Source organism: Paenibacillus periandrae (genome assembly GCF_022458865.1).
GTDB lineage: Bacteria > Bacillota > Bacilli > Paenibacillales > NBRC-103111 > Paenibacillus_S > Paenibacillus_S periandrae.
The window spans coordinates 448,526-464,728 of sequence record NZ_JAJNMU010000002.1; the positions used below are offsets into that span (position 1 = coordinate 448,526).

Genomic DNA, 16,203 nt, shown 5'->3' on the forward strand with positions numbered 1-16,203 from the left:
ACTCAGAAGCCATAGCGTGCTTCCGAATCTGACGGCTCTTTTTTTTGTCCCAACCACACATAAAAAACCGGACATTGCAGCCCGGTCCCACATTCATGCTATTATCTGGTTTCGCGGTGAATCGTATATTTTTTCAATCTTGGGCTGTATTTACGCAATTCCATACGTCCGGGTTGATTTCTTTTGTTCTTGGTCGTCGTGTAATTACGATCTCCCGTTTCCGTGCAAGCCAATGTGATGATTACTCGCAAGCTATTCACCTCCTTCCAGTTCCGCCTTTACAGCTGATACTACCTCCAGTCACTGCTGGACAGTCTCCAATTCGGATTCCTGCATATTGGGGAGCTCGTCACCGAACAGGGTCCAATCCTGATGCATCTCCTCTTCTGTCAGTAAACAGGCGTCCAGGGAGGAGACGATTTGTGCCTTGTCCATCTCAATACCGATAAATACAACCTTATTCATACGGTCACCATGGACCACATCCCAAGTCTCATTCAATTCGGGATCCTCCAGCTGAAGTGCTGCTTGCTCCTCTTCAGGAAGCGCGGCAATCCAGTATCCGGCAGGACCAAATTGAACGGAAGGACCAGCTTGGCTTATATTTTGTGCGTAATCATTACGCGTTGCGAGCCACATCATCCCTTTGGCACGAACAATCTCAGCTGGCCACTGCGCCATCCATTCCATTAATCGTTCCGGTTGAAAAGGTTTTGTCCGTTCATATACAAAAGAAGTAATGCCGTATTCCTCAGTTTCAGGGGTATGTGATGGCTTTTCCATTTCTTTGATCCAGCCTGCGGATACGCTTGCCTCATCAAAATTGAATAAACCGGTATTCAGTATTTCTGCCGGGTCCACCTGTCCCTGAACGGAACGAAGCAGCTTGGCACGAGGCTGCAGCTTACGGAGAATTTGTTCAAGCTCCAGCAGTTCGTCCTCCTCTACGCTATCGCACTTATTCAGTACGAGCACATCGCAAAACTCGATTTGATCGATAAGCAGATCCACGACCTCACGTGTATCGTCTTCCCCTACAGCCTGGCTGCGCTCCAGCAGTGTTTCACCGGAAGAGAAGTCATGCCAGAAGCGATAGGCGTCAACAACCGTAACCATACAATCCAGACGGCAAAATCGGGTCAGATCGATCCCATGCTCCTCATCCATATACGTAAAGGTTTGCGCTACGGGAACCGGTTCACCAACACCAGTGGATTCGATCAGGATATAATCGAAACGGTTTTCCTTGGCAAGTCTTTCAACCTCCCGAAGCAAATCCTCCCGCAATGTACAGCATATACATCCGTTGGACATCTCCACCAGCGTCTCATTCGTACGTGATAAGCCGCCGCCGTTTTTTATAAGGTCAGCATCAATATTAACCTCGCTCAGATCGTTAACAATGACAGCTACTCTCAATCCATTACGATTATTCAGTACATGATTCAGCAGTGTCGTTTTACCAGAACCGAGATAGCCGCTCAGCACGGTTACGGGTATTTGGAATGGTTGCATGGCCAAGCTCCTTTTAAATGTAATTATTACTATTATAAATCCAGAAGGAAGGCCGGAGAGAAAGGGTATGCTGGCAGCGTTAGCCACAGCTCTTAAGCATGCCCCTTCAGCAGTAACCGTCCTTTTTGAATAGATTCTATAAAGAGTTATTCATTCAATGCTTTTTTCAAAGCTGCCAAATTGTTTTTCATCACGCCGATATAATCCAGCTTGTTCTTCTTGTCCTCATCCGTCAAGCCTTCCAACGGATTGAGCACATCGGTTTTGGCACCTATTTCTTTGGCAACGGTAGCCGCCACTTTAGGATCAACCAGTGTTTCGAAAAAGATCGTTTTCACCTGCTTTTCCTTAGCGAACTTCACAATGCCAACCATTTTGTCAGGGGATGGCTCTTGTTCGGGCGACAGTCCTGCGATAGGCACCTGAATCAATCCATACTCCTTGGCCAGATAGGCGAATGCAGCATGCTGGGTTACGAATTCTTTACGTTTTGGATTTTTCAGATCCGTCTTGAAGGCTTGATCCAAATCCTTCAGCTTCGCTATGTAAGCATCAGCATTTTTCTTGTAATCGTCTTTATGGGCGGGATCGGCTTTCTCCAATGCAGCCTGAATCGATGCTACTTCCTTTTGCGCCAGAACCGGGTTCAGCCATACATGCGGATCGTGATCATCGTCGTGATGGTGCTCTTCCTGCTTGGCTCCGTCCTTGGCAGGTGCCTTCTGATCAGCTTCCTCTTCCTCCGGCAAGCCCTCCAGCAAATCGATTCCCTTGCTGGCCTCCACCACAATCCTTTTATCATTAGCCGCACTCTTCAGTGAAGCCTCGACCCAGCCCTCCACAATCCCGTTATAGACGAAAACATCAGCTTCCTTGATCAGCTTCATCTCCTTGGCTGACGGCTCCCAATCATGCGGCTCAACGCCTGAAGGAATCAAGCCGATCACCTCGGCATGCTCACCTGCCACCTGCTTGGTGAATTCAACCATCGGATAAAAGGATGCCGCGACCTTCAATTTCTTACCGCTAAAGGACGCCTGCGAATCCGAATTCCCACACGCTGCAAGCAATAAGCTTGATGAGATTGCCAATATAGCTGTTGTTTTAAACCACGCGTTCATGATTGTTTCCCCCTGCTTCCTGAATAGATGGTTCTTTCATAAAACTGCGAGCCTCGCTTTGAAGCTCTCTTTTCTGTAATTCCATACTCGTGTTGCGATTTTTGCCCAGCTTGACGATACATTTTTTAACCACAATTCCGATCACTAGGAAAATCAAAAGCACAAGTGCAATCGTGCCGCCAGGAGGAGTACTCCAGGTATAAGAAGCCGTCAGTCCGCTGAATACGCCGACCAAGCCGATAACCATAGATAACAGGAGCGCAGCTGCAAAGCTCGGAGCTATCCGTATTGCGAGTGCGGCAGGCAGAATGATCAAGGAAGAGACCAGCAGCACACCAACAATCGGCATAGCCGCAGCTACAATCATTCCCGTAAGAATACTGAAGGCAAGTGAAATCTGCTTGACTGGAAGGCCGCTAGTTCGGGCTGTTTCCTCATCAAACGTAATTTGGTATAAAGGTCTTCTCAGCGTATAAAAGAAAATTCCTCCGATCACAGCAACGCCCAGCATCATATAAAGCTCGGTTTCATTGACCGCTACCACCGAGCCAAACAAATAAGCAGAAAAGCCTTTATTAATGCTCTGGTTCAAGCTCATCAGAACAACAGCGGTAGACAATCCGCCGATCATGATGATCGCAACTGAAATTTCACTGTAGGTTTTGTACGATCGCCGTACATATTCAACTGCAATCGCGCCAAGCACAGCTACAGCAAATCCCATTAGTGCCGGATTGACTTTTAGGACTGCACCAGCTGCCACCCCGGCCAGTGAAACGTGCGATAGCATATCGGCCATAAGCGCCTGCCGTCTAAGCATTAAGTACACACCCAGCACCGAAGCGATTACTGCAATGATTCCACCGGCGCAAAATGCCCGCTGCATGAAGTCGTAGTGCAGCATTTCCATCCTCCGTGCTCCTTTCTTTCCAGCTCAATGATGCGATCCAGATAGCGGCTAACCTCTGACAGCCCATGAGTGACCATGACAACTGTACGTCCATGTGCCTTCACCTGATGGTGCATCAGTTCATAAAACCCGTATCGGCTTTCCTCATCCATACCGGTTGTTGGCTCATCAAGTATGAGCAAATCCGGCTGCTGTGCCAGTGCTCTGGCTATACACAGCCGCTGCTTTTGACCGCCAGACAGCTCGCCGATCTTTCGATGCCGCTGTTCCCACATGCCAACCTGACGTAGGGAGCGTTCTGTGATTTCGTGATCCTCAGGACGCAGCCTGCGCAGCCATGATCCACTGGTATACCTGCCGGAAAGCACAAATTCGAGAATCTTGCTCGGAAATCCACTGTTAAATGAAGCGACCTGCTGGGGGACGTAACCAACTGCCAGCTTGTTCCCATCCTTATTGTAAGTGGACAGCCGAACCTCCCCGCTCCATGGCTGCAGCAGACCAAGCACCAGCTTGAGCAGAGTCGTTTTAGAGGCGCCATTGGGTCCCACTATGGCCACGAACTCACCGGAAAATAGTTCGATGTTAACACCATCCAGACTCGGAATGTCGTGATAGCCAAACACCACTTTATTCATAGAAGCAAGCAGCATAATATTCATGTTCCTTTCAAGCGGATACTATATCCTGCACAGGCTTGCTTTCAGGATGTCGGCATTCCTCGCAGTATCCGTATATTTCAAATTGATGCTTCACGACCTGAAAATGCACTGGTAAATTTGTCAGATGCTCCATGGGGCAATAGTCGAGTGGATAGATCTGATCACAGGACAGACATATCAGATGATGGTGATGATGCTTATGTACATAGCAGCCCAGACGAAATTTCATTCCATCCTCAAAATTGAACTGCTCCAGCACACCCAATTCCTGTAATAATCTAAGATTGCGATAGACGGTATCAAAGCTAAGTCCGTGGTGCTTCAGCTCCAGACTCTGATATACTTCCTTGGCTGACAAAAAGCCGGATGTCTCTGCAAATAATCGCGCAAGCGTTCTACGCTGTCCGGTAATTCGCAGTCCATGATTGGACATCACCTGAATCGTACGCTCCACGCCCCGATCGATCACAGTACATTCCGCCTCCCAACTAATAAGTAATTATTACGATATGGTTATGAAAAGAAAAGCTGCCGCATTGGGAAGCCAATTCGATGAGAACCTTCGTATGCCTTACCCACAATCTCACATTTTCATAACTACAAACGATTAATAGTAATTATTACTTTTTTCATTCTATCAGCTGCCTTGGCTTTCGTCAATGATTTAATCGTAATTATTCCAAAATGGGAACTTTGCCATGAACAAGAGGTTTAGATGAACAGCCATGCAAGCAGAAGCGTGCTTCCTACAGATGTGAGCACTTGTTTACTTGCCAGTGCTGCGGCGAAGCGAATACCGAGTTCCTGACCGATGGTCCACATTGTGACCAGACACGCTGTCAGTGTGGATGCCAGGTAAACCAGCAGGAACGTCTGACCAGCACTTAGCATAGTCAGCAAGCTGCCATTACCCTCGTTAAGTATCAGCAATCCGTCTTTACGCAATATGGAGAAAAGTATCCCGGGGGCCGCTTCACTCGGTAGATGAAAGATCGCCAATAGCGGACCTACACTGCCAGCTAACCATATCAGCCCCCCAACCTGCTCCAGCAAGGCTGCTACCAAACAAATGATTACAAAGATGGGCATCGCCTGAAAAATAAATTGTTTAATGACCGCGCGTACTCTCCAACTAACCCCGCGAAGTGTCGGCTTTTGTAAAAAGGTTGTATGAGCGTAAGCTGGCAGCGCATCAGCAGCCGATCTGACATTCCATAGTCGGGTATGGAGCGCTCCGACTACAAACAAAACGAGTAAATAAGGTATAAATAGCCAAGGATGGCCTGCCGATCCGAAGATAGACAAGGATGCACCGATCTGATAGCTGCAGGCGGAGCCATAGGTAATCATCGATACACACGATTTGCGTGTGCAGGCGCTGCAGGTACGGCTCTGAAATACAGCAACCACATTACAACCGAATCCGCTTAATACCGGAATCAAATCCCGTCCATTCAGTCCAATATACCGCAGCCAACCGTCCAATGCATCGGTAATCCGATCCTTCAAGCCGCTTTCTTCCACAAGCCCGACGCTAATCCCGACCAATAGCACAACCGGAAAAGCCCACAAAAAGGAATACCACCCTAAGGTCAATATCCCATAATTCCCTGCCATGACCGCTTGAAGGATAGCCGGAAATTCGCTAAATAGAGCTTTCAAGGGACGGATGACTGCCTGATCCGCTATGGGCTGCATCCATGCGGAGAAAAGGTACGCCGCGTAAACGGGAACGGCAAAAACCAGAACGGTCACCAGCAGCGATAACCAACTTCCCCATACGCGATGCTCGAACCAGGTCGTCTGGGGACGGACCACGGGAATCTTTGGTGCCAGCAGCGGAATTGCGCTGGACCGCATGGGCTTCGCTGCAGCTATGTCTTGAATCAGGCATTGCTGCTGATGAATTTGCAATCTGCGTGAATCGACGGATGCAACGGGAATACCAAGCCATTCGCGATAATAGTCCAACATTTCGTGCAGCTTGGCCGATGACTTATCTTCGAAGGTTATCAGCAGTATTGCTTTTTTGCCACGCAAGTCCACAGCATCCAGCAGCATCGGAAGCTCGACTTGTACGTGGGTTCCGCGCACCACAAGCACAACCGTGTCTGCCTCAGACAGCTGCTCCAGAGCCAGTCTGGTCGTTGTACTGTCATCCTTCAAGCGGATGCCCGGCAGATCGGTTAATTCCAGCTCAGCAGACAATCTTGCTTTACGGCTCATGACAGTGGAACCGCGAAAGTTCGCTTCCTCTCCTGCTGCATCTCCTGTAAGTCCCCGAAACAATGACGATTTACCGGACGATTCAAAACCGATCAGAACGACACTGCTCGAGCTGGCTTTCACTTGACTCAGCACTGACAATCCTCCCCGCAGCACGATAAATCCTCAAGCAGCATCCCTTGTTTACGGTATTTCTCAATAATCGAAGCATCAAGTCCTAAGGTAGCCGCGATAGCCTGGGCCACAATCGCAAAGCGCTGCCTGAATTTATAAATAAAGCACAGCAGCAAATTATCATGTACAACACCCGGACCAACAACAAATAGCCCTGGCGTCAGCGTTGACTCATCATTTGCATTCAGCCTGACTTCACCCTGTTCGCCTCGCTCAAATAAGGGTCCGATCAAGCTCAAACTTCCGTTAAAGCCTGTGGCCAATAATGGCGGATGCTCCGTTGTGACGAACTGATGCTCTCCTGCTTCATTTTCGCAATAAACGATAAATCCGCCTTCCTCGGTCGGCTCTACCCAATGGACCTCATAACCGCTCATAAACTCGATAAGTCCGCCAGCATTTGCCTCCTTTAATCGATCCTTCGTATAAGGCGTTAATTCCACACTGGGATCGCTGCTGCCCTTTCTTTCCCAACGATTGCTGCGATCAATTACTTTGACCCTCTTATTCAGCCTGCTCAGGTGAATGGCCGCATCAATCCCGCTTTCATAGCCCCCGATGATCACGATTTCTTCGCCATCAATCTGCTTCCACTCGTCTACAAGACTGTTGTGTATGCAATGCTCGGCTCCAGGAAACCCATCCAGACGCGGATATTGAAATTCACCTGCCGCCCATATGACGAAACGACTATGCAGAGGGCCATCCGAAGTATCCACAACAAAACCACCGTCCTCTGTCCGTACAGCTTCTACATCGATACCCGTCTGGATAGGCAGCTTCTTATAATCAGCAACAGCCTGCAAATAGTCGGCATAATCCGCCCCGGAAGGATGCTCCGTTCCAAGTGTGTAGGCCGGCGAGGTACTTAGTGCAATCGCGTTCAAATCCAGCAAGCCATAAGCATTACTAGTAAAGGAAGGGGTGATAAAACGCATTTCCTCCGGCCACAACAAAAATGAAGCCCCTACCTCACTTCTTTCCAAAATAACGAAGTGGGTCAAACCCATATCCTGCAAAGCAACACCGACGCCTATTCCTGCCGGTCCGGCTCCAACGATAATACAATCAAATCGATCCATTACGAAATCAGCTCCTGATTTATATTTATTTTAATAGTAATAATTACAATTTAAATGTATTAAAACATATTTATTTTCAATAGGCAAGCATTGTTTACACAAAAATAGAACCGTACCCGCGAGAGTCTTAACTCATTTCTCTCTGCAGCACAGCTCTCCCAAGAATGCTTGCCTCAATCAGCTTATACCAAACGTCAATTTATGGATGAAGTTGCAGCGAATGAGTCATACTATGGTCATCTTAATGCCATTTGAAGGAGCGACCACCATGATTAGTAATCGTGAGCTGAAAAATGAAATCGAGCAATTAAATGAACAAAATCAGTGTTTAACACAGGAATTGCAATCGATTAAAGAAATGCTCCAAAGCCAGGTCAACAACAGCGGGCAGTCTAATAGCGGTTCAAATTCATCTGGTGATAATGCCAAACAAACCCGCGGCGGCGGCAATGATTCCTCTGGTGATAACTCCAAGCAGACCAACAGACAGGCCGACAGCGGCGGCAGTGATTCTTCCAGTGGCGGCTTCAGGCAGGCCGACAGTGGCGGTAGTGATTCGTCCGGTGGCAGCTCCGGGCAGGCCGACAGTGGCGGCAGTGATTCTTCCAGCGGCAGCTCCAAGCAGGCCGACAGCGGCGGCAGTGATTCGTCCGGCGGCAGCTCCAAGCAGGCCGACAGCGGCGGCAGTGATTCTTCCAGCGGCAGCTCTAGGCAGGCCGACAACAGTGGCGGTGGTGATTCAGAGCAAGCAGATGGCAGCGGACGTGATAGTGATTTTCAAGCTATTGCCCAGGACTTTTCCAAGCTCAAGGACTTAACAAGTCAGTTGGAATTCAAAATGCAAAGCTATATATCCAATCAAACCTCGGGCAAATCACTCAAAGAAGAAGATGTGATTAATCTAGTTCTTGCGATGATGAACGGGATGATCGATTGGACCACAGACCTCATATCCAGACAAAATCAACAATCAGGGCCTTTGCATTAGGAGATATCAACTCCGCCAAGCAGCCAAGGCTCTTTACATAGTCAACCCACAGTGCGAGCAAAACTTCGTATCCGCATCATTGGCGGTTCGGCACCCCTGACAGATTAGACGGATTTCAGACGCTGATGCTTTCTCTTCATATGAGCTTGTAAACGAATATCCGCAAGCCGGACAAAATTTAACCTCACTGGCAACCACCTTGCCGCAGCGGCATTCCTTCATATGGCGGGCTTGTTTGATTTTCTGTTCAATGGACTGGATTTCCTGTCGCAAGGAGCTAATATACTGACAATGGGCGGTCACTTCCTTGTCCGCCTGTTTCCAATTGCCTGCCGAATACGCTTTGAATACCGCTTCCCCAATCAGCTTGCTTGTCTTCTCCTGCTCTTTTTCCTTAGCTGTAATTTGAGCGCGCAGTTTAGTCGTTTCGACTGTCTGCTGCGCTTTTTTGGCTGCGCCCGATGCACCTTGCTTCATCCTGTCAAAAAAAGACATGAGACCTCTCTCCTTCACCTCGTAGTATTTCCTACTACAAAGCTATGAAGCACAGACAGGTACTCATGCCGATTATTCATAAATTAACGGATTTTGTTTATTGCCGTACCGATTTGTGCTAAAAAAAACGGCGCAGCAGGGAAACACCCAACAATACGATGACAATGACGCATATGAGCAGCAGCCTTTTTTCCTGCTTGTCGAACTTATTCATTCGTTCATCCACTTCCCTTATTCCGCGCTTGTTATCAGTTATTCACTATGGGTCTGTAACAGGGATTCCAATACAACAGCTACTCCATCCTGATCGTTGGTCACTGTTGTCAGCTTTGCCTTTCTTTTCAGCTCGTCAATGGCATTCCCCATCGCCACAGGGTACCCGCACACATCAAACAGCTCCAGATCGTTATAATCATCTCCAAAAACCATCACATGATCAGGATGTAAACCTCTGCGTTTTAACACAGGAAACAGGGCAGCTGCTTTGGATACATCCGCATTCATAATTTGTATCAGTCGGCCTTTATCCGTCAACATAATTTTGACGCGATGGCCAAATTCACGGTTCAGCTCAGAGTATATATCATCGTCATTGGACAACAGCATTTTGGAAAGCAGAAATTGATTCAGCTCCTCTCTTGTGCATACATCCGGAAACGGGGTGCCATCTGGAAAACCAAGAAGGCTTGCATGCTCCGGGGTCAAACTGCGATTGCAAAGCATCGTACCCCTTACTTCAAAAGATACAATTTGTCCCGAATTCCGCCTCATAATCGCCTCATAGAGCTCAACCATCGTCTGCTGATCCATCCATAGATGATCCTCTGTATCGTAAGCGGAATCAACAGTATGGGCACCATTATAGTAGATTATACAGCCCATTTCCAGCATCTCAGGGGGTAAAAGCATCTTTAAAGACCGCGCAGGCCTTGCTGTAGCAATGATCATATGAATGCCAGCCTGATAACACGATATGAGGGCTTGAAGACTGCGTGCTGATACTTCGCGGCGGCTATTCAAGAGCGTTCCATCCAAATCCATGACAACAGCCTTTATTACATCCATCGGGACCTCCAGCAGAAAATTTTCACTATGATATCACAGAGACTCCGCTTTGTAAATCAATAGGATTAATGAAATCGATTGTGGCGGCTCTGCTTGTTTTTTTGTTACAATACTACGTGCACACCATAGTTCAGAATCAGCGTGTCAACGAAAGGGAGAGCCAACAGTGAAAGGTTTTATACTCGATTTGGATGGGACTTTATATGATGGGGATGCGCCTATTCCCTATGCGCCGTCATTTATCGAATGGCTGCGCCGTCATCATTATCCCTATTTATACGTAACGAACAACTCGTCGCGTACGCCGGAGCAGGTCGCTGCGCATCTCCGTACAACCGGTATCGAGGCTTTGCCGGAAGAGGTGCTTACCTCATCCCAGGCAGCCGCACTTTATATGCAGGAACGGTCCAGTAATAAACAGGTATATGCGATTGGAGAAACGGGACTTCAGCAAGCATTGCAGGATGCAGGCTTCCAGACGGTTGAGCATGGTGCTCAGCCCGCCTTTGTTGTGCAAGGGATCGACCGGGAATTTAGCTATGCCAAGCTGTCAACGGCAGTTCGATATATTCGCAGCGGAGCAGCCTTTATATTGACGAATCCCGACCATCTGCTGCCGATGAACCATGAGCTGCATCCTGGTGCAGGCTCCATTGCGGCCAGCATAGAGCGGGCCAGTCAAGTAGAACCAACGATTATTGGCAAGCCGTCTCCAATCATTATGAACTATGCTATTGCCAGACTGGGCCTGCCTTTGAATCAAATATGGGTTGTCGGTGATAATCTGCAAACGGACATTCAAGGCGGATTAGCCGCTGGCTGCCGAACCGCACTTGTGCTTACCGGCCTCGTGAAGTCAAGTACGCTGGAAGCACATGAGCAGCGAACCGGTATTCGGGCAGAGCTTGTGTGTGACCATTTGATGATGCTGGCTGAAGCGCTAAGCCAAGAAAAAGAGGGTTGATCAGATGAACCCTACAATTGTTAGTCTTATACGCCATGGAGAAACAGACGTCAACCGCGAGCCTATCTTTCAAGGACAAATGAACAATCCGTTAGCGCTTGAAGGAACCCGTCAAGCCCAGCTGCTGGCTGCGCGGCTGTCATTTCAGAGATTTGATGTGTTATACAGCTCCGACCTGCTGCGTGCCGTGCAAACAGCCGCTATTATCGGGAGGCCACACGACAAGGAAATTCGCACCTCCTCCCAGCTGCGGGAAATTAATCGCGGCGACTGGACAGGGATGAGCTACAAGGCTTGTGCTGCCGCCGATCCTGCGGGATGGCAGGCAAGTCGGGTCAATCCGGAATTCCGCTCTCCGGGCGGTGAATCCTTCGTAGACCTGCATAAGCGGGTTGTTGCAGAGGTTGAACGCATCGCCCTGCTCCATCGCGGGATGCATATTGTCATTGTTACACATGGAGGTCCAATTCGCGCTTTTCTGCGTCACGCAGTTGGACTTCCAGCCCATCATATGCAGTCATTCCAGGCAGCAAATACGTCCATCAGCCGCTTTAAGCTCGAAGACCAGCAGTGGTCGCTGCTGCAATTTAACGACCACGCCCATCTTGAGCCTCACAGTGTTGTATCAGGAGCTTGATGTACCTCGTGCCAGCTGGATTCCTAGACAGACGGGTTCGATGCCAGGCATATGAATATATGAAGAAGGAAGCCTCCATTCCCGCTTTGCAGCGATCCGGAGGCTTCCTTCTTTTTCAAATATGGAGACTACGCCTGCTCATCCAGTGGAAGGCCTTCCTCGCTCAGGCGCCCTTCCTTGGTATCCTTCGCCAGACGCTCCAGCCAGCGAAGCTGGGTGAGGCCATGCTCATAGGAGCAGTACATCATATGCAGCACACCGCGAGGCACGATCGGAATATGCTCCTCATATAAATCCTTCATTTTGCGATTTTTCAGCTTCTGCTCTTCGATTTTCTTTACAATAATCTCATAAATCTTCTCTTGATCCCCATAACCCGAGAACATTAATGCTGTTACCATCGGATAATAGACAGGGGATTTTTCCTGAAATTGCTGCAGCAGCAGCTCTTGAAACAACAGCTTGCCGGATGGTGAAATCCGGTATATGGTCCGATCCGGCCTGCTGCTGTCCTTGACGGTTTCAACGGTCTCGATATAGTCATTTTTTTTCAACTGCTCGATCGCATAGTACAAGGAACCGTCACGCATTTTGATATAATGATGCATATCACGTTCCATCATCGTCTGCTTGATTTCATAGGGATGGCTTTCTTTTTCCATTAAAAGCCCGAGAATAACCAGCTTCATGGACATGGAGCACTCACCTTATTTCTGAGGATTTCGAGTACTGACATTACGCCTTTTGCTTCGTATGCGACGGGATTTCCATCCTCGCCTTACCCATCAGCAAAATGCAGATCAAGGCGGCGACCGCCATAATCAGTGTACACTGAAAAACAATAGCAATCGAATCTGCCAGCCCAATCGTCAGCTTTTCCAATACTTGCGGTGGAATCTTGGCTCTCACATCAGGCTGCAATAGCGCACGTGGATCGATTTGTGCCATATTGGAGCCTGGAAGCAGCTCTGTCAGCCGCGAGGTCAGTGCACCCGTCTGCACACTTCCAAGTATGGTCACCCCGATAGCCGAGCCGATCGAACGAAAGAAGGCAACCATGGACGTCACAGTACCGCGGAACTCAAAGCCTACATTATGCAGCGACGACATCGAGACCACCGGAAAGGATGCCCCGATCCCCAGACCCATAAGAATCATATAAATGATAACCAATGGTCGTGGTGTCAGCTGTGGAGTCGTACCTCCGAATATGCCGAACAGCGATTGGACCCACGCAGGTGAATAATAGGACAACGTCGATAACAATGAGGTTGCTATAAGCAGAAGTGCACACGATACGAGCAATATATTACGGTAAGGCAATTTACTGATAAAGCGGCCTCCGAATACACTACTGACGACAACACCCAGCATCATCGGAGTCAGCACTTGTCCAGCACTCGAAGCTGAGCCTTGATACACGCCCTGAATGAACAGAGGAATGTAAGAAGCGGCAGACATCAGGATCGCTCCATAGAACAGGCTGGTTCCCATACTCGCTGTAAACAGCTTATTGCGGAACAATTTAAGCGGTACGACAGGATCCGATACTTGAGTCTCGATCCAGAGAAATAACGCCAGCAGAATGACAAAACCGCTGAATAAGCTATAGCTCTGCAGAGAGTTCCAGGCGAACTCCTTACCTCCAAGCTCTAACCCGAACATCAGACACAGCACGGAAGCGGCAAAAGTGATGGTCCCCCACCAGTCGATTTTTTGATTCGGATTATTAGGCAGTGTCGCGTGATAAAATAAAGTGATCAGCAGCAGAGAGACTACACCCAACGGCAAGTTAATGAAAAATATCCATTTCCAATTCACATAATCCGTAAAATAAGCTCCAGCCAGCGGCCCCAAAACACTTGAAATACCAAAAACTGCACCGAACAAGCCCTGCATTTTACCCCGCTTCTCAGGTGGAAACAGATCAAATACGATAGTGAACGTAATCGGCATCAGAGCGCCACCGCCAATACCCTGAATCGCGCGATAAACGATCAATTGGAACATACTCGTTGAAGTCCCGCATAAGGCAGAGCCGATCATGAACACGACCAGGCCAAGCAAGAAAAATTTCTTGCGCCCGTACATATCGGATAATTTACCGAAAATCGGCATCGATACGACATTCGCAATCAAATATGCGGAAAATACCCATACAAACTTGTCCAAGCCCCCAAACTCTCCGACAATCGTTGGCATCGCCGTAGAGACAATCGTCTGGTCTAGTGAAGCCAAGAGCAGGCCCAGCATTAATCCGACGATCGTCAGACGGACGTTAGATTTTTTGTTAACCATCATTTCACCCTCATTTTTACTTTTATACTTACGTTAATTATTATATTCAAATTTGAGTAATTAACAAGTGATTAATCAAAGTTTAACAAGGAATAACGACTCATTTTTTAAAAATTACCTTATTTAGGTTTGCTCCTCACTGCCATGTGTCATATAATGACTATATTGAGAAATTGTATTTATATTATAGGGTAAATCGATAAAATTTATCTATTTTTCAATCGGTTTGTATACCCACCTAAGGTACAACCTTTTAGAGAGGAGGGTCCGATTAAGTGAATTTGAACCAACTCGAAACGTTAATTACGATTTCCAAAACCATGAGCTTCCGCAAAGCAGGCGAGCTGCTTAACCTCACACAGCCAGCTGTATCCGCTCAGATAAAAAGTCTGGAGGATGAGTTCAAAACCGTACTTATTGACCGTAACCAGCCAGTCACTCTAACCGACAGCGGACGCATATTCCTCGAACATGCAGAATTAATTTTGCATACGGTTGAGGATATGAAGGAAAGACTGAACGATTTGAATCATACGCCGCAGGGCCATATCCATCTGGGAACGACAACCTCCATTGCGATTCAGATTTTACCGCGGGTGCTGTCTTATTTTCAAAATCAATTTCCATTGATCAAAACGACGATCCACTCGATGACAACCTCACAAATCATGCATAGCGTCGAAAATGGCACCATTGATATCGGCATCACGTATTTATTTGAAAAACAGCCTTCACTCGAAAGCTCGGTGCTGTACTACGATACTTTTGAATTGGTAGTATCACCCGATCATCCGCTCAGTCGCTACGCTCACGTGCCTATTGAGAGGCTGCATGACATTTCATTAATTATGCTTTCGCCTGAAACAGCAGGCCGCAGGTTTGTCGATCAAATTTTCAAACAGCTTAACATCACCCCGCAAATCGTTATGGAGCTGTCCAGCAGCGAAGAGGTGAAGCGAATGGTTGAGCTGAATTTAGGCGCTGCGATTATTTCGAAGATGTCGATTGCTAACGAGCTTCGACTGGGCACCCTAAAGATGGTTAAAGTTCATGAGCTCGAAATCAGCCATCCTGTCGGCGTTATATATAAATCCGGACGCTATTTAAGCTCGGCGCTGCATCAATTCCTGCTGGATCTAAAAGGCATGCAAGAAATACAATTTATTGGATCGGAGTGATTTTTAATGAAATTCGATTTACACACGCATCACGAACGCTGCGGCCATGCCGTAGGCACGATACGCGATTATGTCGAGGCGGGTATTCGTCACGGACTATCGGTCATCGGGATTTCCGACCATTCTCCTTATTTCGGGAGTAAGTTGGAACGGGAACAGCCGGGTATTGCAATGGGCAAAAGCGAGTTCGCGATCTATATTGATGAAGTGTTGAAGCTCAAGCAGGAATACAGCGGCAAAATCGATGTGCTGCTCGGTGTGGAGTCCGATTTTTTCCCTGAGCATGCAGAGCTGTATCGGCAAATATATGAGAAGTACCCTTTTGATTACATTATCGGCTCCGTTCATTTGTCCGGAGGTACGAGTATATTCAACAAGACCCGTTTCCAGGGACTAACCGATGCTCAGCTCGTTGAACAAAAAGACATTTATTACGGTCTGATTGAGCAATCGGCCCGCAGCGGTATTTTTCAGATTCTTGGGCATATTGATGCGATGCGCGCTTACTTTGTACCTTTCTCGGCGGTACCGACCGATTCCGTGGATCGTACGCTCCAGATCATTGGCGAGCAAGATGTGGCAATCGAGATCAACACCTCCGGCAAAACCAAAGCCTGCGGCGGCTGGTATCCGGTTGATGAGGTTCTTGAACGGGCGCTTCATTACGGAGTCAGAGTTACCTTCGGCTCGGATGCCCATGTGCCTGAGCGTGTCGGCGATGACTGGGACGAGGTCAGCAAGCGTTTGAAGGAGATCGGCTTTAAGGAATGGGTGTATTTCAAACAAAAGGAACGTCAAATCGTCCCTTTGTAAGTTCACAGGAGGAAGACGTACAACCAGTCTGCATGACGGGCTAACAAATACCCCTTACTCGGGGTATTTTTGTTA

General features: G+C 48.0%; 17 protein-coding genes. 5 read left to right on the top strand and 12 right to left on the bottom strand.

All coding sequences use genetic code 11. The features are described from left to right. Positions 1–101: 101 nt before the first annotated feature. From rpmG to LRL21_RS04620, 8 genes are all read right to left on the bottom strand, one after another. Entirely contained in the window at positions 102–251 is a 150-nt protein-coding gene (rpmG, locus tag LRL21_RS04585) for a 50S ribosomal protein L33 (RefSeq protein WP_076232161.1), read from the bottom strand. 49 nt (positions 252–300) lie between these two features. After that, positions 301–1,515: a GTP-binding protein gene (locus tag LRL21_RS04590; protein ID WP_240414580.1), complete on the bottom strand. Its 1,215-nt coding sequence runs from the start codon at positions 1,513–1,515 to the stop codon at positions 301–303. A 146-nt stretch (positions 1,516–1,661) separates the two neighbouring features. Beyond that, positions 1,662–2,636: a metal ABC transporter substrate-binding protein gene (locus tag LRL21_RS04595; protein ID WP_240414581.1), complete on the bottom strand. Its 975-nt coding sequence runs from the start codon at positions 2,634–2,636 to the stop codon at positions 1,662–1,664. Continuing rightward, a complete protein-coding gene (locus tag LRL21_RS04600; RefSeq protein ID WP_240414582.1) occupies positions 2,620–3,546 on the bottom strand; it encodes a metal ABC transporter permease in 927 nt (308 codons plus the stop codon). The genes LRL21_RS04595 and LRL21_RS04600 overlap by 17 nt, the downstream gene beginning before the upstream one ends. Beyond that, a complete protein-coding gene (locus LRL21_RS04605) occupies positions 3,483–4,199 on the bottom strand; it encodes a metal ABC transporter ATP-binding protein (RefSeq protein ID WP_240414660.1) in 717 nt (238 codons plus the stop codon). Before LRL21_RS04605 ends, LRL21_RS04600 begins: the two co-directional genes overlap by 64 nt. A 16-nt stretch (positions 4,200–4,215) precedes the next feature. Beyond that, positions 4,216–4,677 (bottom strand): Fur family transcriptional regulator, encoded by a 462-nt coding sequence (locus LRL21_RS04610; protein ID WP_338044575.1) that lies wholly within the window; start codon positions 4,675–4,677, stop codon positions 4,216–4,218. A gap of 242 nt (positions 4,678–4,919) precedes the next feature. Continuing rightward, positions 4,920–6,569 carry a nucleoside recognition domain-containing protein gene (locus LRL21_RS04615; RefSeq protein WP_240414583.1) on the bottom strand — a complete coding sequence of 550 codons (1,650 nt, stop codon included), beginning with the start codon at positions 6,567–6,569 and terminating at the stop codon, positions 4,920–4,922. Next, positions 6,563–7,690, bottom strand: coding sequence for an NAD(P)/FAD-dependent oxidoreductase (locus LRL21_RS04620; protein WP_240414584.1), 1,128 nt, complete (start codon positions 7,688–7,690; stop codon positions 6,563–6,565). Before LRL21_RS04620 ends, LRL21_RS04615 begins: the two co-directional genes overlap by 7 nt. A gap of 268 nt (positions 7,691–7,958) precedes the next feature. Here LRL21_RS04620 and LRL21_RS04625 point away from each other — a divergent pair, with 268 nt between their 5' ends. Next, entirely contained in the window at positions 7,959–8,678 is a 720-nt protein-coding gene (locus LRL21_RS04625; RefSeq protein ID WP_240414585.1) for a hypothetical protein, read from the top strand. 33 nt (positions 8,679–8,711) lie between these two features. On the opposite strand, the gene LRL21_RS04630 is transcribed toward LRL21_RS04625, so the two are convergent. Together LRL21_RS04630 and LRL21_RS04635 are read right to left on the bottom strand one after the other, a co-directional pair. Further along, the gene (locus tag LRL21_RS04630; protein ID WP_240414586.1) at positions 8,712–9,173 is read right to left on the bottom strand and encodes a zinc ribbon domain-containing protein; all 462 of its coding nucleotides are present in this window, start codon (positions 9,171–9,173) and stop codon (positions 8,712–8,714) included. Positions 9,174–9,425: 252 nt separating this feature from the next. Then, on the bottom strand, positions 9,426–10,238 hold the full coding sequence (locus LRL21_RS04635; protein WP_240414587.1) for a Cof-type HAD-IIB family hydrolase: 813 nt from the start codon (positions 10,236–10,238) through the stop codon (positions 9,426–9,428). Between the two features lie 166 nt (positions 10,239–10,404). Here LRL21_RS04635 and LRL21_RS04640 point away from each other — a divergent pair, with 166 nt between their 5' ends. Together LRL21_RS04640 and LRL21_RS04645 are read left to right on the top strand one after the other, a co-directional pair. Continuing rightward, on the top strand, positions 10,405–11,202 hold the full coding sequence (locus tag LRL21_RS04640) for an HAD-IIA family hydrolase (protein ID WP_240414588.1): 798 nt from the start codon (positions 10,405–10,407) through the stop codon (positions 11,200–11,202). A gap of 4 nt (positions 11,203–11,206) precedes the next feature. Next, positions 11,207–11,839 carry a histidine phosphatase family protein gene (locus LRL21_RS04645; RefSeq protein WP_240414589.1) on the top strand — a complete coding sequence of 211 codons (633 nt, stop codon included), beginning with the start codon at positions 11,207–11,209 and terminating at the stop codon, positions 11,837–11,839. Positions 11,840–11,967: 128 nt separating this feature from the next. On the opposite strand, the gene LRL21_RS04650 is transcribed toward LRL21_RS04645, so the two are convergent. Further along, entirely contained in the window at positions 11,968–12,534 is a 567-nt protein-coding gene (locus tag LRL21_RS04650) for a PadR family transcriptional regulator (protein WP_240414590.1), read from the bottom strand. Positions 12,535–12,574: 40 nt separating this feature from the next. Further along, positions 12,575–14,137, bottom strand: coding sequence for an MDR family MFS transporter (locus tag LRL21_RS04655; protein WP_240414662.1), 1,563 nt, complete (start codon positions 14,135–14,137; stop codon positions 12,575–12,577). Positions 14,138–14,412: 275 nt separating this feature from the next. Here LRL21_RS04655 and LRL21_RS04660 point away from each other — a divergent pair, with 275 nt between their 5' ends. Further along, the gene (locus LRL21_RS04660) at positions 14,413–15,315 is read left to right on the top strand and encodes a LysR family transcriptional regulator (protein WP_240414591.1); all 903 of its coding nucleotides are present in this window, start codon (positions 14,413–14,415) and stop codon (positions 15,313–15,315) included. A 6-nt stretch (positions 15,316–15,321) separates the two neighbouring features. Next, positions 15,322–16,128, top strand: a complete 807-nt coding sequence (locus tag LRL21_RS04665) for a histidinol-phosphatase (RefSeq protein ID WP_240414592.1) — start codon at positions 15,322–15,324, stop codon at positions 16,126–16,128. Positions 16,129–16,203: the final 75 nt, after the last annotated feature.